Consider the following 23,037-nt stretch of genomic DNA (forward strand, 5'->3'; position numbering starts at 1 on the left):
ATGGATGCACAAAAACTTCTTCCCGTCGCCGAAGCACGGGCGCGCGTCCTTGCGGGCGCTGGCCCGCGGGGAAATGAGCGCGTGCCGCTTGCTAAAGCACTGGGGCGCACTTTGAGCGAGCCGCTCTACGCGCAGCGCACGCAACCGCCGTTTCGCGCCTCGGCGATGGACGGTTTTGCTCTCAAGGCAGCGGATTTGGAATCGCTGCCTGCGACCCTGAAGCTGATCGGCGAAAGCGCCGCTGGCCACGGCTTTACTGAAACGCTGAAGCGCGGCGAGGCCGTTCGCATCTTCACCGGCGCGCCGGTGCCGGAAGGCGCCGATGCCGTGCTGATGCAGGAAGACGCGACGCTCGACGGCGATACAGTCACGGCGAGCCGAACCGTTGTCGAAGGCCGGCATATCCGTGAGATCGGCATCGACTTCGCCGATGGCGAGGTGCTGCTTCCCGCCGGCACGCGGCTTGGCCCGATCGACATCGCGCTCGCGGCGGCGGGCGGCCATTCCAAGGTCGCTGTCGCACGGAAACCCCGCGTGGCAATCCTGGCGACCGGCGACGAACTCGTGCAGCCCGGAGAGGCGACGAGCGCCGATCAAATTGTTGCGTCGAATTCCTTCGCCATCGCCGCTTTCGTCCGACAGGCGGGGGGCGAGCCGATCGACCTTGGCATCGCCAGCGACGATTTCGCCGCGCTCGAAACGGCCGTCCTCGCTGCACGCCAGGCTGAAGCCGATGTTCTCGTGACGCTTGGGGGGGCTTCGGTCGGCAAGCATGATCTCGTCCAGTCAGCCCTCACCAACGAAGGCATGGAACTGGTCTTCTGGCGCATCGCGATGCGGCCAGGCAAACCGCTGATTCACGGGCGGCTTCCCGGTCCCTTGGGCGACATGCTGATCCTCGGGCTGCCAGGTAATCCGGCCTCGTCGATCGTCTGCGCCCTGCTCTTTCTCATCCCCTTGCTGCGCGCGTTGAATGGCGATCCGCGCGCGGCGGACGATCCGTCCGAACCCGCAATTCTTGGCGCGCCGATGCAGCCAAACGGCCCGCGCGAAGATTATCTGCGCGCCAAGCTGAGTCGTGACACGAATGGCCTGCTTCTCGCCACGCCGCATGATGTGCAGGATTCCTCGCTTTTAAGCGTTTTCGCGCAATCCCAATGCCTGCTGGTACGACCACCTCACGCACCGGTCGCGGCGGCTGGCGACGCATGCCGAGTCATCAAGCTGTCGCCGGCTCTGCTCTAAAACCTGCCCGGCCGGTCAGATTGACAGGTCCAAAAGCCCGCTTAAGCTCTTTTAAAAGCTGGCTTGACCGAATCCGCGACCAGAACTGGGGAGAATGACCATGGGCCATATCATCTGGATTATCGTCATCGGCTTCGTCGCCGGCATGCTGGCGCGGTGGTTTTCGTCAGCGCCGAACACGCCAGGCGGCTTCATTTTTACCGTTGTGCTTGGCATCGCAGGCGCGTTTCTGGCGACTTTCATCGGCCAGTCCGTCGGCTGGTATCGGATTGATCAAGGCGCCGGTTTGATTGGCGCAACGATTGGCGCTGTGGTCATTTTGCTGATCTGGCGTTTGGTCGCCAGCAGACTGGGCGGCGACGCCGGACCGGCGGCACCGGGCCCACGCCGCTGGCTCTAAGCCATCTAAAGCTGGTGGATCGTCTCTCGAACTACCGCTGAGGCGCGGACATTGCTTGCCGAATCTGCTGAAATGCAGGTTCGGATAGCAGGAGACGACGCGATGCGGTTTCTGGGTTTGGTGATCGTTGCGGCAGTTGCGCTGCTATCTAGCCCAATCCAAGCCGCCGGCCTTCTCGATCGATCGGCCAATCGCCTGCCCGATGTCGTCGAGCAGGATAACGGCGGCAATCTGCTGAACCGCATCGAATTCGTCGAGCATCACCGCAACGATAATGTTTATCGCCTGCCGCTCGAATGTTTCTCGTCTTGTACGCTGCTGCTTGGCATTTCAGGCGCCTGCGTCACCCAGGGCTCGGTGCTTTATTTCCACGGCGCGACAATCGACGGGAAACTCGCTCCCGCCTATCTCAACAATTACGCTGCGAGCTATTATCCGGCCAACGTGAAACGCTGGGTCGCGGCCCACCACGCGCTGCAAAAGGTCAGCTTCACGCGAATGACCTGGCAGCAGGCCGCTGCCATTGGTGTGAAGGTCTGTCCGTAACGCTTCAGGCGCGCCCGCGGGCCTTTTGCCGATGCTCGGTGGCGATCCGGCGCACTGTGCCTGTCGTCGAACGATAGATCAGGGTTTCGGTGCGGATGGCGTCCTCGTCGAATTTGACGCCCGACACGAGCGCGCCATCGGTGACGCCGGTTAGCGACACGATGACGTCCCCGGCCGCTAGCTCGGTGAGATCATATTTGCGCTTCGGATCTTTGACGCCCATCTGGGCCGCGCGCGCGATTTTTTCGTCAGTATCAAGAATGAGACGGCCCTGCATCTGGCCACCGACACAGCGCAAGGCGCCCGCCGCGAGCACGCCTTCCGGCGCGCCGCCGATGCCGACGTAAAGGTCGATACCGGTCTCATTCGGGCGCGTCGTGAAGATCACGCCCGCGACATCACCATCGGGGATGAGCCGCACTGGGCAGCCGATTTCGCGGCAGGCTTCGAGGATCGGCTTGTGCCGCGGCCGGTCCAGCAACAGGACAGAAATCTCTTTCGACGACACACCCTTCGCTTTGGCGAGCGCAGCAACATTTTCTTCGATACTTTTGTCAAGATCGACCACGCCTTGCGGATAGCCGGGGCCGACGGCGATTTTTTCCATGTAAACATCGGGGGCATGAAGAAGCGCTCCGCCGGTCGCCATCGCCATCACTGCAATCGAGCCCGGCATATCGTGTGCGCAGAGCGTCGTGCCCTCGAGCGGATCGACTGCAATATCGACCGCTGACCCGCCGGTTCCGAGCTTCTCGCCGATGAAGAGCATCGGTGCCTCGTCGCGTTCGCCTTCGCCGATCACGACGGTGCCGTCGATCGGCAGCCGATGCAATTCGCGCCGCATCGCATCGACGGCGGCCTGATCGGCGGCCTTTTCGTCGCCGCGCCCGCGCAGGCGCGCGGAGGCAATCGCGGCCCGCTCGGTGACGCGGACGAGTTCGAGAGTCAGGATACGGTCGATGATGTCCTGGCCCTTGACGATAAGATCAGTCACGAAAACTCCTATTCGCGCTCGATGCGGATAACCTGCGGCGGTTCGGCGATGAAACCGTCGGCGAGCACGTCTTTCAACGCTTCGCCAATCAACTTCTCCGACGTCGCGTGGGTGATGAGGATCACGGGCACGGCCGACGCGCCCTTCTGCTCGCCCGGACGGCGGCGCTGGACGATGCTCTCCAGCGAAATCGTGCGCTCGGCCATGCGGGTCGCAATCGCTGCCGCGGCGCCGGGCCGGTCGTAAACCGAAAGCCGAATGTAATAGCCGCCTTCGTGCGTCTGCAACGCCGCGCGGCGCGGCGGCGTCAGCGACGCCATCGGCAGGCCGAAGGGCGGCACGTGCAGGCCGCGGGCAATGTCGGCAATGTCGGCAACGACCGATGATGCCGTCGCCATCCCGCCCGCCCCCGGCCCGACCAGCGTCAGTTCCTGCACGGCATCGGCGTCGATCGTCACCGCATTGGTGACACCCATGACCTGCGCGATGGCGGACGAGCGCGGCACCATCGTCGGATGCACGCGTTGCTCAATCCCCGCTGCGGTGCGGGCAGCGACGCCAAGCAGCTTGATCCGGTAGCCAAGCTCGGCGGCAGCCGAAATATCGGCGAGCGTGATCTGCTCGATGCCTTCTACGGCGATGGAATCGGGCGCGATCTCGGTGCCGAAGGCAAGCGCCGTCAGGATCGCAAGTTTATGCGCCGTATCATAGCCGCCGATGTCGAAGGACGGGTCAGCCTCGGCATAGCCGAGCCTTTGCGCCTCGGCGAGACATTGCGCGAAGGAAAGCTGCTCTGTCTCCATCCGCGAGAGGATGTAATTGCAAGTGCCATTCAGGATGCCATAGACGCGCGAGATTGAATTGCCTGCGAGGCTTTCGCGCAGCGTCTTGATGATCGGTATGCCACCGGCGACCGAGGCTTCGAAGCCAAGCGCGGCGCCCTTCGATTCGGCCAGTTTGCCGAGATGCAGCCCGTGCTTCGCCAGCAGCGCCTTATTAGCGGTCACGACGGCTTTGCCCTCCTGCAAGGCGGCCTCGACCGCGGCGCGCGCCACGCCGTCAGCGCCGCCGATCAATTCGACGAAAACGTCGATCTCGGGAGAACCCGCCAAAGCGACCGGATCGCTGAACCATTCAAAACGCGCCAGATCGAGATCGCGGACCTTGCTGCGATCCCGGGCGGAGACAGCCATTACCGCGATCCGGCGTCCGGTTCGCTCTGCCAAAGCGTTAGCCTGACGGTCGAGAAGTTTTAAGAGGGCAGCGCCCACGGTGCCGAGGCCGGCCACGCCGAGACGCAAGGGAGAAGACATCGCAAAAATCTCTGCTGAATCGCCGGCTTGAGCGCCAGCCCGTCATGTTGGGCGGGTTGTGCCCCATTTCGCCGGGGCGATCAACAAAAGGCCGGCGCTAGACCGGATGGCCGCCCGCCACGAGCCAGGCGGGATCGAACCAGCGATCGGCCTCGCCATCATAGGGCAAGCGGTTGATGTCCCAATGGCGGATGAAGGGCGCATAGGCGGCATAGACCACGGGGCCGCCGCCGATGAACACAGACCGGCCTCGAAACCGCGCCAGCACGTCGCGTGGGTCGTCGGAGGCGTGGATTTCAACGATGTCGCGATCCCTGAAGGCGAATTCGGGCACCGAGATGAAGGTGCGGTGGCCCATGATCAGGACATGGCCGCGCGTCAGATCGAAGAACCGCTCGACATCGGCAACAAATTCGCGGCTGCGATTGCCTTCCCACGGTAGCCGGCCATGAAGGCCGAACTGGCCGCGAAGGCCGATGGCGATGACGGCGCGCACGTCAGTGGTTTGCATGAAAACTCTCCCGCTGCGCTTTTAACGGCTGCGGGCGGCAGGTAAAGGCGCGCGCAAATTCAAATAATGCGCGGCGGTTCGCCGCCGCGCCGCGCTCCTGATTATTTACAAACCGCCGCCGCCGCTTCGGCGACGGATTGATCCTGCACACCGCTGCCGCCGCTGACGCCAACGGCGCCGACGATCTTGCCGTCGACGACCAGCGGCAGGCCGCCGGCGAAGATCATGACCCGGCCGTGGTTCGACTCTTGGATGCCATAGAACTGATCACCCGGCTGGCTGTTCTGGCCGAGGTCCTTGGTGGAGATGTCGAAGGCCTTGGCGGTGAAGGCCTTGTTGATGGCGATATCGATGCTGCCGAGCCACGCACCATCCATCCGGGTGAAAGCCTTGAGATTCGTGCCGGCGTCGACGACGGCAATGTTCATCGGCTGACCGATCTCTTTTGCCTTGGCTTCGCCAGCGGCGATGACACGATGGGCCTTTTCGCTCGTAATCATGCACATTTCTCCTGAGGAGGTATTCGACGAATGTCTTTTAGACGATCGCGGCCTTAAAGCCATCCCGGCGAGATGACGCGGCGATGAAGGCCGCGGGGGAAACGGTCGCGACCCAAACGATTATTGAGCAATATTCAACAAACCATGCTCAAATTCGCGATTGTTCGATCACTGTGCGCGGAACTATTCTGCGCCGGTTCCTAAAAGCCGACTGGCTGGACCTTTGCGTTTCAAGCGCGGGGACCGGTGCGCCGGGATTCTCAAAAATCGAGAGCTGACCATGACAGAAGTCCGCGGCTATGCCGCTCGCGACGCAAGTTCGCCGTTGGCCCCCTTCACCTTCGAGCGCCGGACGCCCGGCCCGCACGACGTTGAAATTGAAATTCTTTATTGCGGGATTTGCCATTCCGATCTGCACCAGGCGCGCAACGACTGGCGCAATTCGCTCTATCCGATGGTGCCGGGTCACGAGATCGTCGGCCGGGTCGTCGCGACCGGCGCGCATGTCAAAAAGCTGAAGGCCGGCGATCTCGCCGCGGTCGGGTGTATGGTCGATTCATGCCGTCAATGTTCGGCCTGCAATGACGATCTCGAGCAATATTGCGAACACGGCACGACCTGGACCTACAATTGTAAGGATCGCAGCGGCAAGGAACTGACCTTCGGCGGCTATTCCGAGAAGATCGTTGTCGAGGAGCGTTTCGTGGCCAAAGTGCCTGAAAACCTCGATCTCAAGGCCGTCGCGCCCCTGCTTTGCGCCGGCATCACCACCTGGTCGCCGCTAAAGCACTGGAATGTGGGCCCGGGCCAGAAGGTCGGCGTCATCGGCCTCGGCGGTCTCGGCCACATGGGCATCAAATTCGCCAAGGCGCTCGGCGCGCATGTGGTGATGATCACCACATCGCCCGGCAAGGCGCAGGATGCGAAAAAGCTCGGCGCGGACGAGGTCTTGATCTCAACCGATGCGGCGGCGATGCAGGCACACGCGGCGAGTTTCGACTTCCTGCTCAACACCGTTCCGGTGCCGCACGACCTCAACCCCTATATTGCGTTGCTGAAGCGCGATCGCGCGATGGTGCTGGTCGGCGTCCTGACCGAACTCGAGCCGCCGGTTCAAGGCGGCGGCCTCATCATGGGCCGCAAGAGCGTTGCCGGTTCCGCCATCGGCGGCATGAAAGAGACGCAGGAGATGCTCGATTTCTGCGGCGAGCATAACATCGTCGCCGACATCGAGATGGTTGACATCCAGACGGTCAACGAAGCCTATGAGCGGCTCATCAAGAACGACGTGAAATACCGCTTCGTCATCGACATGGATTCGCTGCGCAAAGAAGCGGCGTAATCATTTATCAGGGCTCTTTCAATCGTCATGGCCGGACTTGTTCCGGCCATGACGCAATAGAGGCCAAGGCGCGCAACCTCACGCGCGGAAAATGATCTCCGATCCGGTATAACCACGGATCAGTTTTGTCGGCAGTTCGGCCTTCATGATGTCGTAGAACAATTCGCCGCTGCAATGGAGCGGAATGACATAATCGGGGTTGACCGCGGCCAGCCCTTTGATCGTCTCGCGAATGTAATCTTCCGTCGTCCGTGAAGAACAACCAAGCTACTGATTAAGAGTGATTTTTGGGTCTCGGCCAGTATTGGTTTTTGCCGGATTTGGCGGCTTGGGGATGGGTTTTCTTGCAAATTGATCGGCGGCTCTGCTCGTGATTCTCTTCGTTTCGGGGACGAAGCGGAGGGTGATTCTGATGCGGCCGAAAGAGCAGCGCGAGACTGGGCAGAAGGATCTTTTCAAAGCCCGGCTCGACCAGATCGTCGACATGAGCCATCCGCTCGCGAAGCTCGCCGGGGCGATCGATTGGGGCTTTCTCGAAACAAGCTTCGGTGCCGCCTACAGCGACAAGCCGGGACATCCGCCGCTGGCGACCAGGCTGATGGCGGGGCTCGCCATCCTGAAGCACATGCACGATCTTTCCGACGAGGTTTTGTGTGATCGTTGGGTCGAGAACCCCTATTATCAGCTGTTCTGTGGCGAGGAGTTTTTCCGCCACAAGCTTCGCTTCGATCGCTCCTCGATCACGCGCTGGCGGCAAAGGATGGGTGAAGAAAGGCTCGTCGCGCTTTTGCAGGAGAGCCTTGCAACGGCGCCGCGCGTTGGCGCAGCAAAACCCGCCGACTTCACCAAGGTCATTGTCGACACGACGGTGCAGCCGAAGGCGGTCGCCTTCCCGACCGATGCGCGGTTGATGCATCGTGCGCGCGAGCGGCTGGTGCGGCTCGCCAAGAAACATGGCGTCGGGCTGCGCCAATCCTATGTGCGCGTCGGCAAGTTCGCTTTGATCCAGCAGCAGCGCTATGCGCATGCCAAGCACTTCAAGCGGGCAAAGCGGGCGCTGAAGACGTTGAAGACCCAGCTCGGCCGCACCATCCGCGACATCGCCCGCAAGATCAAAGCCCACGCGCCGCTCGAAGACGCCTTCGCTAAGGAGCTGATGCTGGCGCGCCGGGTTCACGCGCAGAACAGGAACCTGCGCCGCATCAAAGGCACCCCGGCCGATGCCGATCTCCGCGTCTTCAGCCTGCATGCGCCAGAGGTCGAATGCATCGGCAAAGGCAAGGCGCACAAGCCTTACGAGTTCGGCGTGAAGGTCTCGGTCGCGACGACGCTCGCGCACTCGAAAGGCGGCCAATTTATCGTTCACGCCAAGGCTCTGCCCGGCAAACCCTATGACGGCCATACGCTTGCCACCGTCATTCCCGCCATCGAACGCATCGTCGGCGCCGCCCTTCAGCGCATTATCGCCGACGCCGGCTACAAAGGTCACAATGCGCCGCAGGAACACCGCTTCAAGGTCTATACCGCCGGCCAAAAGCGCCGCATGACCGATGCCATCAAGCGCGAGATGCGAAGACGCTCGGCCGTCGAGCCGGTCATCGGCCATGCCAAATCTGAACATCGCATGGGCCGCAATTATCTTGCCGGACAGGCCGGCGACGCGATCAACGCCGTGCTCGCCGCCGCTGGCTACAACTTCCGCCGCCTCTTGGCCTGGTTCAACCTTTTGTTGTCCGCAATCTGGATCGCCATCAGCCCCGCAAACGCCCCGGAAACACATTACGAAACCGCTTGGGACGCCTTCTTCACAGACGACTCTTCCTTTTGGGGTGCGAGATGAAAACCCCCGACAATCGCGTGAATCTTCTCGACCCCGGAGGCGCCTTGCGCCTGCTTGATTGTATTGACCAAACCGCGATGGCTACAAGAGGTTAATATAATCAGCCCCCGTCCCTTCAAATTGAAGGCGGTCGCGATCTCATGGCGAAACTGGTCCGGAATAATTCCCTTATCTCTCTCATCCTGAGTGAAGTCCTCGGGATAGCAACCGAACGAACCTGTCCTGCCGATCTTCATTTTGCTCGGTGAAAGCACTTTCTCGAAAGATGTCAGTTCAATTCGTCCTGTCGTGAATCCATGATCGGCAACGACGGCGGGTCCAGGCGCAAACATGATCGACAGATTGGCTTTCTCAATCGCATCTCGATTCAAGGCGCCAAAATCGCCTTTCATGGGAGGAGCTACCCATTGGCGCGCACAGAAACATTCCTCACCGCCGAGAAAGATCGGTAGCTTTGGCTTGAGCCTTCCTTTGGAATGATCGAGGAAGCCGACCAATCCGCCGAAATGATCGTAATGCCCGTGCGACAAGACAAGCGCGTCGATCGAACCCGGATCCAGGCCAAGAAGATCGAAATTGTTCAAGAGCGTCTGTGGCGTATAACCGAAATCGATCAGCACCCGGCGTGAATCACTGCCGATCTGCGATGTCGCATGGAGCGACAGCCCAAACTCGCTCAGAATTGCTTTTTCCGGCGGATGATCGCCAATAGCAAATCCAAAGCGCTTTATTTCCAGGTTCCCGACTTTGAGGTTCGGCGCAACGGCCATTTGGTAGCTGTCGGTCACGATGCGAACCGACAGTTGATCGATTTCCGGCGGCTTGGCTTGAAGGGCTGCGGCTCGGACCGTCTCGCTTGTTGAGAATAGCAATGAAATGAAACTGCTGAAGGCGAATGCCCCGCCGCTGCAAATAACGTCGCGGCGATCTGCTGAAATGGAATTGTTTGGCAAAGTCATTTGTGCCTCCTTCGTCTCGCCTGCGAGAAGCCGTTGAGAGGGGCAGCGAAGTTTGTGGAGCGTTATCCTTTTTGTTGTCAGCAGGCCGAGCGAGCCAAGGTTTCACCCCGAGACGCGAAAAGCAATACGGCCTCGCTGCGCAAAGAAGTGGCTTAGCCTTAGCTCGTACAGCGAAGTTGGCGCGATCTGTCCGGTTTTTGTCCTGGCCCGCGAGATGGCATGGCCGTAACCTCATCGCGTTAGGACAAAGCGGGACGGACACTCATGGCTCCCAAGACAGTTCTCATTATCGCCCCACCCCGCGTCACACTTCAGGACGTGACAGGCCCATGGGAAGTGTTCTGTCGCGCTGAAGGGCTGAGACCCGGCACTTATGATGTAGCGGTGGTTTCTGCGGGATTGCAGAAGCAGGTCGAGACAAAGTTCGGTCTCGGAATCGTCTGCGAACGATCTGTTCACGATTTCATCGGGGCCCTCGATACAGTTCTGGTCGCCGGCAGCGACGAAGGTGTATCGGGCGAGGCTGACCCTGCTTTCCTCGATTGGCTCCGCGATGCGGCGACACGCACGCGGCGCATGGGATCGATCTGCACGGGGTCGTTCTATCTCGCACACGCAGGTCTCCTCGCGGGACGCCACGCGACAAGCCATTGGCGCTATCTGGATAGGCTTGCGGATTCATTTCCAGATGTTTCGGTCGAGCGCGATCCTATTTTTGTCCGTGACGGCGATATCTACACGTCCGCCGGCATCACCGCTGGGATCGATCTCGCACTCGCTTTGGTAGAAGCGGATTGCGGGCATGATGTCTCTCAGGCCGTGGCACGCGATCTTGTGGTCTTTTTGCAGCGGCAAGGCGATCAGCCGCAACTCAGCACGGCGCTCGCGCTGCGCATGGCCGATCGCGATCCGATCCGGTCCTTGCAACAATGGATGCCGGATAATCTCCAATCCGTTGTGCGGGTCGAGGACATGGCGGCTTACGTCCACATGAGCCCGCGCAATTTCACGCGTCTGTTCAAGCAGCAGACCGGGATGACGCCCGGCGAATATCTCCGACAATTACGCATCGAGGCCGCGCGGCGCCGCGTCCAGGAATTGTCGGGCAATCAGGAAGCCGTGGCGGCGTCCGTTGGATTCGGCAGCAGCCGAACCTTGCAGCGATCGCTGAAGCCAGACGCTCGCGCCGCGCCACGCAACAACTGACAGCAAACCAGCTTTCCCTTCCCCCTAATCAATGGGTGTCCTATGATAAACCATAATGAAGATGCACGCCTCGATCGTCGCACTTTCGCGAAGCTCTCGGCCCTTGGCCTGTCGGCGGTTGTGGTCGGCGTGCCGGGCGTGACGCTCGCGCATACCGGGATCGTCTCCAAGCCCGAAGCCTTTACGGCGCTTCGCGATAAGCCTCTGAATATCGGCATCCTGATCTTCCCGAACATGGATCAGATCGACTTCACGGGGCCGTTCGAAGTCCTGTCGCGCCTGCCCAATGCCAAGGTGCATGTCATCGGTACGCAGCCAGGGAATTTTCGTGACCGCGGCGGGATGATCCTGACGCCCGACATTACGCTTGACGGTGTCCCGCCGCTCGATCTTCTTCAGGTGCCGGGCGGCCCGGGCCAGCAGGCCTTGATGCATGACGAACCTGTTCTGAGACTCATTCGCGACCATGTTGCCGCTGGCAAGCCATTGTTTTCCGTTTGCACCGGCGCGCTCATTTGCGGCGCAGCAGGTGTTTTGAAGGGACGGCATGCGACGACGCATTGGTCCGCCTTCGATCTACTTCCCTATTTCGGTGCTATCCCGGTCCGCGAGCGCGTCGTTATCGACGGCAACATCATCACCGCCGCCGGCGTTACGGCCGGCATCGATGGCGCGCTGACGGTCGCGGCTTTGCTGCGCGGAGACGCCGAAGCGCAACACATCCAGCTCGATATCCAATATGCGCCTGATCCGCCATTCCACGCGGGCACACCTGAGACCGCGCCGCGCGACGTGCTGACGTCGGTCACTGCCGCCTACCGTCCGCTAACCGAAGCGCGGCTCTCGACGGCGCGGGAAATTGCAAGACAGCTCAGCGTCGCTGAGCCGCTTTAAGCGCGGCGCGCACTCACGAAAATCAGGAGATATGACAATGCAGGTGACCTTCACTAAGCAGGTGACCTTCACTAAGAAGGAGCCGCCGCGCTGGCTGCTCGATATGTGGAAAGAGATCGACAACAAGACATTCGGGAATGGCTTCGACTGTTTTATGCAGGACGCCGTTTGCAATCTTGGTGTGGCGGACTGGCACGGACGCGAAGCCATTCGCGCGAACCTGAAGGCCTTCATCGACACGGGTTTCACCGCCCTGCATCATGTGGCCGAATATTGGGACGGTGGATTTCTGAAAATATTCCATGGAGTCGTCGACATGACACCCGACAATGGGCCCGGGCCCAGCGTCCATCCGACAATGACGCATTTCTTCTACATGGATGAAAAAGACCATGCCAAGGTGCGCCATTGGATCGGCGCGGTCGGCCCCGTCTCGTTCGGCTAGGTCGTAGGCAGGCCGGAATGACTTTGGCTTGCCATCTTCGCTGCATCGCGTCAAAACCCGCCGATGCTGCATATTAGTGAATTAACCTACCGCCTCGGCCCCCGCGTTCTCTTCGATAAAGCGACAGCCGCCCTCCCCGAACGGGCGCGGATCGGCTTCGTCGGCCGCAACGGCACCGGCAAGACCACCCTGTTCAATATGATCGCCGGCGATCTGGCGCCTGATTCCGGCACGATCTCGGTACCAAAACAGATGCGGATCGGCCGCGTCGAACAGGAAGCGCCGGGTGGCCCAACCACCCTCCTCGATTTCGTCCTCGCCGCCGACACCGAGCGCGCTGCTCTCTTCGACGAAGCCGAGACGGCGACCGATCCTCATCGCATCGCCGAGATTCAGACGCGGCTTGTCGATATCGACGCCCATGCCGCGCCCTCGCGCGCCGCGCATATTCTTGCCGGTTTGGGTTTCGATCACGAGGCGCAGGGCCGACCGCTGTCCGAATTTTCCGGCGGCTGGCGGATGCGGGTGGCACTGGCGGCCGTGCTCTTTTCGGCGCCGGACCTGCTGCTCCTCGACGAGCCGACCAATTACCTCGATCTCGAAGGCACGCTCTGGCTCATCGATTATCTCGCCCGCTATCCGGCGACGATCCTTGTCGTGAGCCATGATCGCGACCTGCTCGACGCTGTCGCCGACCATATCCTGCATCTCGATCAGGCCAAGTTGACCCTCTGGCGCGGCAATTACGAGGGTTTCGAGCGCCAGCGGCGCGAACAGCAGGCGGCCCTGTCGAAGCAGAAGAAGAAGCAGGACGCGCAGCGCGCGCATCTTCAGGCCTTCGTGGATCGCTTCCGCGCCCAGGCCACCAAGGCCAAACAGGCGCAGGCACGCATCAAGATGCTGGCCAAGATGGAACCGGTCGCTGCGATCGTCGATGGCGACGTTCAGCCCTTCGTCTTGCCCTCGCCGCAGAAGCCGCTGCGGCCGCCGATCCTGCGCATGGAAAACGCCGTCGCCGGCTATGGCGATACCCGTGTGTTGCAGAAACTGTCACTCACTATCGCCGAAGACGATCGCATTGGCCTGCTCGGCTCGAACGGCAACGGTAAATCGACCTTTGCCAAGCTCGTCGCCGGGCGGCTTGCGCCGATGGAAGGCCTTGTCGAGCGCAGCGCGAAGCTCGATGTCGGCTTTTTCGCGCAGCATCAGGTCGATGATCTGAACGAAGGGGCGACGCCCTATCAATGTGTCGCCGAATTGATGCGCGGCGAGCCGGAGGCGAAGATCCGCGGCCGCTGCGCGCAGCTCGGCTTTCCCAACGTCAAGGCGGATACCAAAATCGCGCTGCTGTCCGGCGGCGAGAAGGCGCGCCTCCTGATGGGCCTCGCGGCCTTCAACGGCCCGCATCTGTTGATCCTCGACGAGCCGACGAACCATCTCGACATCGACAGCCGCGCCGCTTTAATCGAAGCGATCAACGAATATCAGGGCGCGGTCATCCTCGTCTCGCACGATCGTTATCTGCTCGATGCCTGCGCCGACCGGCTCTGGGTCGTCGGCGACGGCCGCGTCGCGTCCTTCGATGGCACGATGGACGATTACAAGCGCCTCGTGCTGTCCGCCCGCGGCGACACGCCTGCGCGGACGAAGGCGAAACCGGAGGAAAGCTCCGAAACGCCGCCTCCGCCGCGCCCGGCCAAGGCGCCGCCGCTCAAGAAGCGCGTCGTGGCGGCTGAGGAGAAAATCGCCAAGTTCCAGGATCTGCTCGCCCGCGTCGACAAGGCTTTAATGACACCCGATGCTTTCGCGGCTTCGCCCGGTCACGCAGCGCAGCTCGCCCGCCAGCGTGGCGACCTTGCGAAGGCGCTTGCAGCCGCCGAAGACGAATGGCTGCAGCTTTCCGCGGAAGTCGAACTTGCGGCACGGTAACTTGGGCGCGGCTAAAAACTCGTGCTAGGCTGGCATTTCTCGATTCTGATCATAAATTTAGTGGACAATGCATAAAGCGTTTCCTATGCGGAAACGCATACCTTCCGCAAAGTCAGAACATGTTGACAAAAAAAGGAAAATACGGGCTCAAGGCGATGGTGCACCTCGCCGGCTATCCGCCGGGCGAGCCGTCCCTCGTAACCGACATTGCGACGATCAACGACATTCCGAAGAAGTTTCTCGATACGATCCTCGGCGAGTTGCGCAACGCCGGCTTCGTCAACTCGAAAAAGGGCAAAGGCGGCGGCTATACGCTCGCCCGCCCGGCGCAGGATATCCGCGTCGGCCATATCATCCGAGTCCTCGACGGGCCCTTGGCGCCAATCCAATGCGCGAGCAAAACCGCCTACCGACGCTGCGACGACTGCACCGATGAGACAACCTGTGGCGTCCGGCTGCTGATGCTGCAGGCGCGCGAGGCGATCACGCAGGTTCTGGACAATCGGACGCTGGCCGATATGCGTGCTCTGGCCTTGAGCGGCGAGCAGGAATTCACCTATACGATCTGACGCCTCGACGCGGCAGGACTAGCCGGAAATGATCGGCTAAACCGGCTGTCGCGGCCGGCCGCATTTGTGTGGCTATAATAAGCTTATAAAACAAATAAAAGGGCGGTTTTCTTAAGATGTCAGTTGAACCAAAGGTTTTGCTCCGGTCGCTGTTTGACGCCGCCGTCTCCGCCGCCGATCCGGCACGCGTTCTCGCCCAATATCTGCCGCCGCCGCCAAAGGGCCGGACGATCGTCATCGGCGCTGGCAAGGGCGCGGCCTCCATGGCGCGCGCCGTCGAGGCGGCGTGGACGGGCAAATTGTCGGGCGTCGTCGTCACCCGCTACGGTCATCATCTGCCGACCCGCGACATCGAAGTTTTGGAAGCGAGCCACCCAGTGCCCGACGCAGCCGGCCTCGCCGGTTCGAAGCGCCTATTGGCCGCCGTTCAGGGGCTGACGGAAAACGATCTCGTCATCTGCCTCATTTCCGGCGGTGCCTCCGCGCTCCTGCCGCTGCCGCTCGAAGGCTTGGAACTCAGTGACGAGCAAACGCTGAACAAGGCGCTGCTCAAATGTGGCGCGACGATCAGTGAGATGAACTGCGTGCGCCGGCATCTCTCCGCCATCAAGGGCGGACGGCTCGCTGTCGCCTGCCACCCGGCCAAGCTCGTGACGCTGCTGATCTCGGATGTGCCCGGCGACGAACCCGTCGATATCGGCTCCGGCCCGACGATCGCCGACTCGACCACCTGCCAGGACGCGCTGACCATACTCACCCGCTACGGCATCGAGATGAACGACAAAGTGCGCGATGTCCTCGCCAGCGGACGTGGCGAAAGCATCAAGCCCGGCGACCCGCGTTTGAAAAACAGCGAAATCCATATGATCGCCACGCCGCAAATGGCGCTCGAAGCCGCGGCAGACGTCGGCCGTAAGCACGGCTACACGGTTCACATCCTCAGCGACGATATCGAAGGCGAAGCGCGCGATGTCGGCAAAGTCATGGCGGCCATCTCCCGGCAAATCGCGCGGCATAACCAGCCCTTCACCGTCCCTTGCCTCATCCTGTCCGGCGGCGAGACTACGGTGACGGTGCGCGGCAACGGTCGCGGCGGCCGCAATGTCGAATTTCTGCTGTCGCTTGGCGTCGCGCTCGCGGGCCATCCCTGCATTCATGCCCTGGCGGGCGATACCGATGGTGTCGACGGGCTCGAAGATATTGCCGGCGCCTATCTCAGCCCGGACACACTTGCCCGCGCGTGGAAGCTCGGAATCAAGCCGCCGGATTCATTGGCGAACAACGACGGACACAGCTTCTTCGAAGCCCTAGGCGACAGCGTCGTCACGGGTCCGACGCTGACGAACGTCAATGATTTTCGCGCGATTCTCATTACGCCGGAAGCGGCCGGAGCCTGAGACTCAACCGGCCACGTGCGGGTGTTGTAACCAGCTTTCCGCATCGACACCGAAAACCCGCAGGCCTTCGATGAAAGTCTCGGACGGGTTCGCAAATTCGAGCAAATGCCCGTCGGCACGCCACGTCGCGACCGCCGACAGCAAAACCTGGAGCGACTGCGCGCCGAACCGCTCGACTTGCCCCGCATTGATGACGATATCGCTGCCGCGACGAGCCAAAAGATTTTCGGCCAGCAGCGAGACAGCCTTGATATCCAAAACTGGATCTAGGGAAAGGCTTGCTGCCTGGTCATGATCGTCCGCCCATTCCGCCACGCCATTGCTCCATTCTTACGCATACTCGGCGTGAACTTGGCGGGTGGAAGTTACCAGCTGCTTCCGTTTGCCGTAGCTTCTGGCACATGGGCCGCGCTTTTTTGCAGACAGCCTTTCCAAAACGTGACCTTGCGGGGCGTTTGCAGCCATGAGCAGGATTCTCGTTACGGGCTTCGGCCCGTTTCCTGGCGTGAAAGACAATCCTTCAGCGCCGCTTATGACGGCTTTGCGAACGCGCCGCGGCCATTTCGAGCTATTGGGCATCCACCTTGAAACGCATGTTCTGCCAGTCGCTTATCACGGTCTCGCAGCGCGGCTCTCGGCATTGGCGGCTGACACCGCCCCCGACGCTATCCTGCATTTCGGCGTCGCCACCCGCCGGAAGATCATTTCGGTCGAGACCCGCGCCCGCAATCATGCCAATCGCAGCGCGCCGGATGCGCAAGGCGACAGGCCGCCGTCGGAACTACTCGACGGCAAAGCGGATAAGAGTCTCGCCGTGAGAATTCCTGCCGCCGGAATCGCCGCACGTATTCGCGCCGGCGGCATTGCCGCCGAGACCTCATGCGATGCCGGGGCTTATTTATGCAATGCGACGCTCTATGAAACATTGCGAAGCCGGAAGAATCTGCCTGCCGGTTTTATCCATATCCCTTTTCCAGCGGGGCCACGAAACGCATCGCAGGTCAGCTTCGATCACATTGTCGCGGCCGCGGAGATTGCGATTGTTGCGCTCGTGCTGCATGTTCGCCAGGTGAATTCACTCGCCACCTCCACACCGGACAACACGCGTAAATCCATCAGCGCCGGCGTAATTCGCCGCGCGAAAGCGGTGGCATGAGTCCTGCCCTTTCGAATTTCATCGTTCCAATCCTCGAAATCATTTGGATCGACGTGCTTTTGTCCGGCGACAATGCGGTGGTCATCGCGCTCGCCTGCGCCGGTCTGCCGAAAGAGCAGCGCCTCAGAGGTATAATCCTCGGCACGGCTGTGGCCATCGGCCTCCGGATGATATTCACACTCCTCTTTGCAGACCTGCTTGGCTTGCCATTCATAAAATTGTTCGGTGGCTTGCTGCTCCTCTGGATCGCCGTCAAGCTTGCGCGTGACGAGCGAAGCAAAAAGGCTATTGTCGAGCAGACGTCCATCTTCGCCGCTGTGCGAGTCATCGCTGTCGCCGATGCTGTGATGTCGCTCGATAATGTCATCGCAATCGCCGCCGCGTCGAAAGGTTCGCCGCTCCTGATTCTCTTCGGACTTGGCCTCTCGATTCCGCTCATCATTTTCGGATCGAGCCTTGTGCTGGGATTGATCAACCGCTTTCCCATGCTCATTTGGCTGGGCGCGGCGATGCTCGGTTTCATCGCCGGCCAAATGATCGCCCACGAGTTCACCACCGGCATGTGGCCATCGCCGCATTGGGCGATTGCGCAATGGCCCTATTTCATCCTGGTTTGCGGAGTCGCGGGCGCCGCGCTCGTCATATTGATCGCGCTCATGCTGCCGCGAAGAGAAAAAACAGCAGTCTAGGCAAGCGCCTTCGCCACTTCGGCGCGCAACAGCGGCAAGACATTTTTTTCGAACCACGGATTGCGTGTGATCCAGGCATTGTTGCGCCAGGACGGATGCGGCAGCGCGATGATCCGCGGCGTCAAGCGCGCATGACTCTCCCAATCGCCGACGATATCGGCGAGCAATGCACCTTTGGGCACCGCATACCCTGCCCGCGTCAGATGATAGTCCTGTGCGTAGCGGCCGATCGCGACGACGCAAGCGACCTGCGGCATGAGCGCAAAAAGCGCGTCGTGCCAAAGTACGCGGCACTCGCGACGCGGCGGCAGATCCGCCTTCGCAGCATTCAGTCCAGGAAAACAAAACCCCATCGGCACAATGGCAAAACGAGACTCGTCGTAGAAAGTCTCGCGCGTGACATTCATCCAGGCGCGAAGCCGATCGCCGGAGGGATCGTTGTAAGGAATGCCGGTGTTATTGACGCGTGTGCCGGGCGCTTGCCCGGCGAGCACCAGCCGCGCGCTCGTCGAGACGCGCAGCACGGGCCGTGGCTCCTGCGGCAGGCGCATCGGTTCAGGCAAATCGCGGCAATAGCGGCAGGCGCGAATGCGGGCCGCGTAGGCATCGAGGTCAGAGGTTGAGACTGAGTCCATCTTTGGCGACGATAAGTCCGGCGGCCTGCATTTCAGGGATTTTGGCAATAGCGGACGGGCCCATATGCGTAACGGCGATGCGTTTGGCGGTGAAGCCCTTGAGCTTGCCCTTGAGCTCTTGCCAATGCAAATGATTCGGCACGGGCTCGTCGCCGGACGAACATTCAACGATGAAGAGGTCAGCGTCAGCAGCAATGAGGTTCAAGACGTCTGTCCAGGCCGTGTCGCCTGAATACGCAAACACGTGTTTGCCGTCCGAAAGCCGAATGCCCGTCGGACGACTTCCCGGTGAATGGATGACGTCGAAAGTCTCCAGTCCAAGCCCCGCCACCGTCGCCGTTTCGCCGCCCGAAATCTCCTGTACGCGCCAGTCGAAATCCCATTCGATCGCCGCGCTGCCGGGGAAAAGCAGATCGAAGACTTCCTGCAGCCGCTCCTTGAGACCAAACGGCCCAACGATCAGAAGCGGCTTACGCCGTCCGGCAACGAACTGAGCGTGCAACAGAAGTGCCGGGATGCCGCCAAAATGGTCGCCGTGCAGATGGCTCACCACGATCGCATCGATGTCGTTGCTATCGAAACCGAGCTTCTGCCAAGCGATCATCGAACCGGAGCCGAAATCCACCAATACGGTGGTCGCTGCGGCGTCAATCCGGATGCAGGTGTGCGCCCGCCCGCCCGAGCCGAAGGCATCCCCTGAACCGACGATCGTGACCTTCATATCGTCGAGCGGGGCGAAATCGCGGGGTTGCTCATCATCGCCGGAATCAACATGGAAATTTGCAACAAGCTTCGAAAAAAACGACATCGCTTCGTCCAGGAAGTTGAGACATTAACTCGCGAACGCGCTTACGCTTTTTCGCGCCCCTCCGGCACGGGTAACTCGGCTGAAGCATATATTTAACCAATATTTGAAATGCACGATGTGCGGGATGACACAGCAGACATTAACGATCTTAGGAGGCCAGATTGACTCGATCTTAACGAATTCATGAGGCGACCGTTAATCTTTCCTGATCACACTCTAACGAAAACTTGCGCGCGGTTCTACAAATCGACGGATTTTGCCAAGGATGACCGAAGTCACCGCCGAGATGATCGAGCGAGGACGCGGCGCCGACCCGAAGGTCGCGACCGAACGACGACGGCTGGCTGCAAAAGTCCGCGAAGCGCGTGAAAAGCTTACTTCGGCGGGTTCCGGCCATCGCGCGTTCGATGTCGAATTGCTCCAGCTCTACGCGAAGGCACGCAAGGGCTCAACGCTCGCATTTATGCTTTACGGCCTGGTCGCGGCGCTGGTTGCCCTTGCCTGGGCCACACCCGCGCGGCTGATTGCATGGGTTGGCCTTGATCTGATCACGACCGCCGTTCTGTATTGGCTCGCCGGGAAATTTCTGTCGCTGGAGCCGGCGCGCGTCAATGTCGGCAATTGGCGCGGCAATTTCGTCATCGCCGAGGTCATTCAGGGTATCGTCTGGGCGCAGATGGTGTCATTGATCGGTGATACTCCCGATCCGAGCGCTCGCACATTTGTACTGGTCATGCTGCTACTTGTCGCAGCGATGAACGCGACGATCACCGCTTCGATTCCGGTTGCCGTCTATGCCGGCCTCGCACCAATGACGGTGGCCGCCGTCGCGTTCTTATGGCCGGCTAGTTTGGACGATCGCACAATCCCCCTGGCCGTACTTGCTTGCAGCACACTGCTTTATTCCGCCGTCCTCGCCAAAAAACTTTATGCACGCTCGATCGACTCGCTCTCCTTCGAGGCGGAAAAAGACGAACTGATCGCTGAACTCGAACAGGCCAAGATCAACAGCGACGTCGCGCGTCGGCGTGCTGAGGAAGCCAATCTGGCGAAGTCTCGCTTCCTCGCGACGATGAGTCATGAACTGCGCACGCCGCTCAATGCCATTCTCGGGTTTTCCGAAGTCATGCAGGCGGAGCTGTTCGGCGCCCACAAGGTGCCCTCCTACAAGGAATATTCAAAAGACATTCACTCAAGCGGCCAGCACTTGCTGACGCTGATCAATGAGATTCTCGATCTGTCACGCGTCGAAGCCGGACGCTATGAATTGAAGGCTGAGCCGGTCGCGCTCAATGCTATCATGGACGAGTGCCGCCATCTGATCGCCTTGCGGGCGAAGAAACGCGACATCACGATCACCGAATCTTCCGAAGCAGGATTGCCGCGTATCTGGGCGGATCAGCGTGCCGTCCGTCAGGTTGCGATCAACCTTCTGTCGAACGCCGTGAAATTTACGCCTCAGGGTGGAACGGTGACGATCAAAGTGGGCTGGACTTCAACCGGCGGCCAGTATTTCTCGGTCAAGGACACAGGGCCCGGAATTCCGGAAGACGAAATTCCGGTCGTCATGTCGTCGTTCGGGCGCGGCACGCTGGCGCAGAAAAATGCCGAAGAAGGTTCGGGTCTCGGGCTTCCCATCGTCAAGGGCCTCGTTGAATTGCACGGCGGCACGTTTACGCTGAAATCGCGCGTCCGCGAGGGAACTGAGGTTATCGTGATCTTCCCGCCGGAGCGCGTGATGGACGCGCTCCCACAGCTCGATCTGGACGAACCCGCCGAGCCCATGCCGCCGGAACCGTCCGCCGCGCGTCAGGCGCGCAGCGCCGCCTAGCCACGCGCCTCACTACGACCCCCGGACGTGCGATCGATTTTTCGCCGTTGACGCGACGGCGCTCGAATTGGGCCAGAGATTATTCCGACTTTTTGAAAGAGCTAAAGACGAAGAAAGCCCTTTGCCCGCAGGCAACAAAGCCGAACCGGACCGCCGGATTGGTTACGAGATTTTTTTTCCTGGGCCTACGGATCGTGGCAATGAGCCGGTTCGAAAGCTGACACTTTGGTTCGACCCGGCCGCTCGCGCACCATTCAGTATTAATTTTTACGCAAATGAAATTACCTGCTGTCTTTGCAATCGCGGCAAAACTATAAGCCTAATGATATTGAATAAATTGATTTTCATCGGGACGTCATTTGGATGGCCGCGCTCGCTGCGCCGGGGTGTAGTCCCACGCGCTTCAAAATCCTAGTCTGCGTTCTTGTCGCGAGCGCCGGGCTGATCGCCGGGCGGCTTTCGTTCGTGGAACCATCACAACACGCGATTACCGCGCAGCGCCGCACCTTGGCGACGCCGGAAAAAAACATCATCGTCGCCGCGATTGCACAAACATTAAAGGATGCGACGGTCGCGACGATCGCATGGCCGCCGCTGATCCTGACAAGCCGCGAAGGGATCAGCGATTATTGTGCGATAGTCAAGGAAGCGGATCGCGATGTCGGCTTTTACGCCCAGCTCATATTTCCACATGTCGATCCGAGCGAAAAATTGAGCCAGGTGAATTTTGCGATTATCGCAGTCGCGGACGATCTTGAGGCACGTTACCTCGTGAGCGTCGCTTGTCTTCGTTATGGCTACGGCGCCATCATGCCGACAGCGCCCTGACCTCGGTCACGTCGCGCTTTGGCGGCTGCCCGAACATGCGCGCGTATTCGCGGCTGAATTGGGATGCGCTTTCGTAGCCGACGCGATAGGCGGCATGCGCGGCATTGATGTCGCCCTCGATCAGCAGACGGCGTGCTTCGAGCAGACGCAATTGCTTTTGGTATTGCAGCGGCGTCATCGCGGTGAGCGCCCTGAAATGCTGATGAAACGACGACGCGCTCATTCCAGACGCAGTAGCAAGCTCCTCGATGCGAAGAGGCTTGGAAAATTGTTCTCGCAGCATATGGATCGCCCGGACAATGCGCTGCGTCTGACTGTTCGGCAGGACGAGCTTACAGACTTCGCCCGCATGTGGCCCGGTAAGCAGCCAAAAGCAGATCTCGCGCATGATCGCGGAATATAGAATCGGAATGGCTTTCGGCGTGGCGAGGAGTCGGATAAGGCGTGCAAGGCAACCCGCCAGGGGCTCGCGCAAGTCTTCGACAAAGACGCTGAAATCCTCCGCGCCGCTTGGCCGTGGCGGCGGTTCCAACGCGGCCATGACGTCCCGCATGATGCCCATGTCGAAATCGAGATGCAACGCAAGTAACGGCTTGTCTGGCGTCGCACGCACGACGCGGCCGAAGGCCGGCAGAGCAATGCTGATCACAAGACATTGCATCTCCTCGTAATCGAAGATTCGGTCGCCAAACATGACCTGTTTAGCACCCTGAACGATGACGCAGAGCGCCGGACGGTAGACCATTGGATGTGGCAAGACCGGCGTCGTGCTGCGCATCAAAGTAAGAGCTTCGATTTCGGTCGGATACGGCCCATCATGGCCGCCCTTTTCGGCCATGTAGGCAATTAAGGCCTCTTTCAAAGCAACAGACATCGGATCAACACCCTGAATTCTTCTGTGAGGAGAATAGAGCACCGCGTGGCACTTCCAAACGGGTTTGGAGGATCAGGCAAGCTTTTCGGGCCTTCCGGCAATGACCGCGCGCCGTATCCCGCCCAT

24 protein-coding genes are annotated in these 23,037 nt (G+C 60.5%); 15 read left to right on the forward strand and 9 right to left on the reverse strand.

The genetic code is table 11. From position 1 onward, the window contains the following. The 3 genes from glp (at window position 1) to WDN02_RS15445 (ending at window position 2,191) form a co-directional block, all read left to right on the forward strand. On the forward strand, window positions 1–1,245 hold the full coding sequence (gene glp / locus WDN02_RS15435; RefSeq protein ID WP_337294962.1) for a gephyrin-like molybdotransferase Glp: 1,245 nt from the start codon (window positions 1–3) through the stop codon (window positions 1,243–1,245). 94 nt (window positions 1,246–1,339) lie between these two features. Further along, window positions 1,340–1,645 carry a GlsB/YeaQ/YmgE family stress response membrane protein gene (locus tag WDN02_RS15440; protein ID WP_337294328.1) on the forward strand — a complete coding sequence of 102 codons (306 nt, stop codon included), beginning with the start codon at window positions 1,340–1,342 and terminating at the stop codon, window positions 1,643–1,645. A gap of 102 nt (window positions 1,646–1,747) precedes the next feature. Beyond that, window positions 1,748–2,191, forward strand: coding sequence for a hypothetical protein (locus WDN02_RS15445; RefSeq protein WP_337294329.1), 444 nt, complete (start codon window positions 1,748–1,750; stop codon window positions 2,189–2,191). Window positions 2,192–2,195: 4 nt separating this feature from the next. Here the strand turns inward: WDN02_RS15445 and glpX are convergent, their stop codons facing one another. The 4 genes from glpX to WDN02_RS15465 all read right to left on the reverse strand — a co-directional run bounded on the left by glpX (window position 2,196) and on the right by WDN02_RS15465 (window position 5,509). Continuing rightward, on the reverse strand, window positions 2,196–3,185 hold the full coding sequence (glpX, locus tag WDN02_RS15450) for a class II fructose-bisphosphatase (RefSeq protein ID WP_337294330.1): 990 nt from the start codon (window positions 3,183–3,185) through the stop codon (window positions 2,196–2,198). An 8-nt stretch (window positions 3,186–3,193) separates the two neighbouring features. Next, window positions 3,194–4,498, reverse strand: coding sequence for a homoserine dehydrogenase (locus WDN02_RS15455; RefSeq protein ID WP_337294331.1), 1,305 nt, complete (start codon window positions 4,496–4,498; stop codon window positions 3,194–3,196). Between the two features lie 97 nt (window positions 4,499–4,595). Further along, entirely contained in the window at window positions 4,596–5,009 is a 414-nt protein-coding gene (locus WDN02_RS15460) for a dihydrofolate reductase (RefSeq protein ID WP_337294332.1), read from the reverse strand. Between the two features lie 101 nt (window positions 5,010–5,110). Beyond that, window positions 5,111–5,509, reverse strand: a complete 399-nt coding sequence (locus WDN02_RS15465) for a heme-binding protein (RefSeq protein WP_337294333.1) — start codon at window positions 5,507–5,509, stop codon at window positions 5,111–5,113. 280 nt (window positions 5,510–5,789) lie between these two features. Between WDN02_RS15465 and WDN02_RS15470 the strand changes: the two genes are divergently transcribed. Continuing rightward, window positions 5,790–6,851: an NAD(P)-dependent alcohol dehydrogenase gene (locus WDN02_RS15470; RefSeq protein ID WP_337294334.1), complete on the forward strand. Its 1,062-nt coding sequence runs from the start codon at window positions 5,790–5,792 to the stop codon at window positions 6,849–6,851. A gap of 409 nt (window positions 6,852–7,260) precedes the next feature. Continuing rightward, window positions 7,261–8,691, forward strand: a complete 1,431-nt coding sequence (locus WDN02_RS15475) for an IS5 family transposase (protein WP_337294963.1) — start codon at window positions 7,261–7,263, stop codon at window positions 8,689–8,691. Here the strand turns inward: WDN02_RS15475 and WDN02_RS15480 are convergent. Then, entirely contained in the window at window positions 8,631–9,650 is a 1,020-nt protein-coding gene (locus WDN02_RS15480) for an MBL fold metallo-hydrolase (RefSeq protein WP_337294335.1), read from the reverse strand. The genes WDN02_RS15475 and WDN02_RS15480 overlap by 61 nt on opposite strands. Window positions 9,651–9,914: 264 nt before the next feature. On the opposite strand from WDN02_RS15480, the gene WDN02_RS15485 reads away from it, so the two are divergent. The 6 genes from WDN02_RS15485 to WDN02_RS15510 all read left to right on the forward strand — a co-directional run bounded on the left by WDN02_RS15485 (window position 9,915) and on the right by WDN02_RS15510 (window position 16,090). Continuing rightward, complete coding sequence (locus tag WDN02_RS15485) at window positions 9,915–10,856, forward strand: DJ-1/PfpI family protein (RefSeq protein ID WP_337294336.1); 942 nt, start codon at window positions 9,915–9,917, stop codon at window positions 10,854–10,856. Between the two features lie 42 nt (window positions 10,857–10,898). Next, window positions 10,899–11,750, forward strand: a complete 852-nt coding sequence (locus WDN02_RS15490; protein WP_337294337.1) for a DJ-1/PfpI family protein — start codon at window positions 10,899–10,901, stop codon at window positions 11,748–11,750. Between the two features lie 37 nt (window positions 11,751–11,787). Further along, window positions 11,788–12,195 (forward strand): nuclear transport factor 2 family protein, encoded by a 408-nt coding sequence (locus WDN02_RS15495; protein WP_337294338.1) that lies wholly within the window; start codon window positions 11,788–11,790, stop codon window positions 12,193–12,195. 63 nt (window positions 12,196–12,258) lie between these two features. Next, window positions 12,259–14,124, forward strand: a complete 1,866-nt coding sequence (locus tag WDN02_RS15500; RefSeq protein WP_337294339.1) for an ABC-F family ATP-binding cassette domain-containing protein — start codon at window positions 12,259–12,261, stop codon at window positions 14,122–14,124. Between the two features lie 119 nt (window positions 14,125–14,243). Next, window positions 14,244–14,693 (forward strand): Rrf2 family transcriptional regulator, encoded by a 450-nt coding sequence (locus WDN02_RS15505; RefSeq protein WP_337294340.1) that lies wholly within the window; start codon window positions 14,244–14,246, stop codon window positions 14,691–14,693. Window positions 14,694–14,809: 116 nt separating this feature from the next. After that, entirely contained in the window at window positions 14,810–16,090 is a 1,281-nt protein-coding gene (locus tag WDN02_RS15510) for a glycerate kinase (protein WP_337294341.1), read from the forward strand. A 3-nt stretch (window positions 16,091–16,093) separates the two neighbouring features. Here WDN02_RS15510 and WDN02_RS15515 read toward each other — a convergent pair whose 3' ends face one another. After that, the gene (locus WDN02_RS15515) at window positions 16,094–16,405 is read right to left on the reverse strand and encodes an STAS domain-containing protein (protein ID WP_337294342.1); all 312 of its coding nucleotides are present in this window, start codon (window positions 16,403–16,405) and stop codon (window positions 16,094–16,096) included. A 148-nt stretch (window positions 16,406–16,553) separates the two neighbouring features. Here WDN02_RS15515 and WDN02_RS15520 point away from each other — a divergent pair, with 148 nt between their 5' ends. Next, window positions 16,554–17,246 (forward strand): peptidase C15, encoded by a 693-nt coding sequence (locus tag WDN02_RS15520; RefSeq protein ID WP_337294343.1) that lies wholly within the window; start codon window positions 16,554–16,556, stop codon window positions 17,244–17,246. Continuing rightward, window positions 17,243–17,935 carry a TerC family protein gene (locus tag WDN02_RS15525; protein WP_337294344.1) on the forward strand — a complete coding sequence of 231 codons (693 nt, stop codon included), beginning with the start codon at window positions 17,243–17,245 and terminating at the stop codon, window positions 17,933–17,935. The genes WDN02_RS15520 and WDN02_RS15525 overlap by 4 nt, the downstream gene beginning before the upstream one ends. Here WDN02_RS15525 and WDN02_RS15530 read toward each other — a convergent pair. After that, a complete protein-coding gene (locus WDN02_RS15530) occupies window positions 17,932–18,570 on the reverse strand; it encodes a uracil-DNA glycosylase family protein (protein ID WP_337294345.1) in 639 nt (212 codons plus the stop codon). The two genes, WDN02_RS15525 and WDN02_RS15530, sit on opposite strands and share 4 nt — an antisense overlap. After that, entirely contained in the window at window positions 18,548–19,378 is an 831-nt protein-coding gene (locus tag WDN02_RS15535) for an MBL fold metallo-hydrolase (protein ID WP_337294346.1), read from the reverse strand. The genes WDN02_RS15530 and WDN02_RS15535 overlap by 23 nt, the downstream gene beginning before the upstream one ends. 265 nt (window positions 19,379–19,643) lie before the next feature. Between WDN02_RS15535 and WDN02_RS15540 the strand changes: the two genes are divergently transcribed. Then, the gene (locus tag WDN02_RS15540) at window positions 19,644–21,209 is read left to right on the forward strand and encodes a HAMP domain-containing sensor histidine kinase (RefSeq protein WP_337294347.1); all 1,566 of its coding nucleotides are present in this window, start codon (window positions 19,644–19,646) and stop codon (window positions 21,207–21,209) included. 363 nt (window positions 21,210–21,572) lie between these two features. Continuing rightward, entirely contained in the window at window positions 21,573–22,037 is a 465-nt protein-coding gene (locus tag WDN02_RS15545) for a hypothetical protein (protein WP_337294348.1), read from the forward strand. Here WDN02_RS15545 and WDN02_RS15550 read toward each other — a convergent pair. Continuing rightward, window positions 22,018–22,911 carry an AraC family transcriptional regulator gene (locus WDN02_RS15550; RefSeq protein WP_337294349.1) on the reverse strand — a complete coding sequence of 298 codons (894 nt, stop codon included), beginning with the start codon at window positions 22,909–22,911 and terminating at the stop codon, window positions 22,018–22,020. The two genes, WDN02_RS15545 and WDN02_RS15550, sit on opposite strands and share 20 nt — an antisense overlap. Window positions 22,912–23,037: the final 126 nt, after the last annotated feature.

The organism is Methylovirgula sp. (genome assembly GCF_037200945.1).
GTDB lineage: Bacteria > Pseudomonadota > Alphaproteobacteria > Rhizobiales > Beijerinckiaceae > Methylovirgula.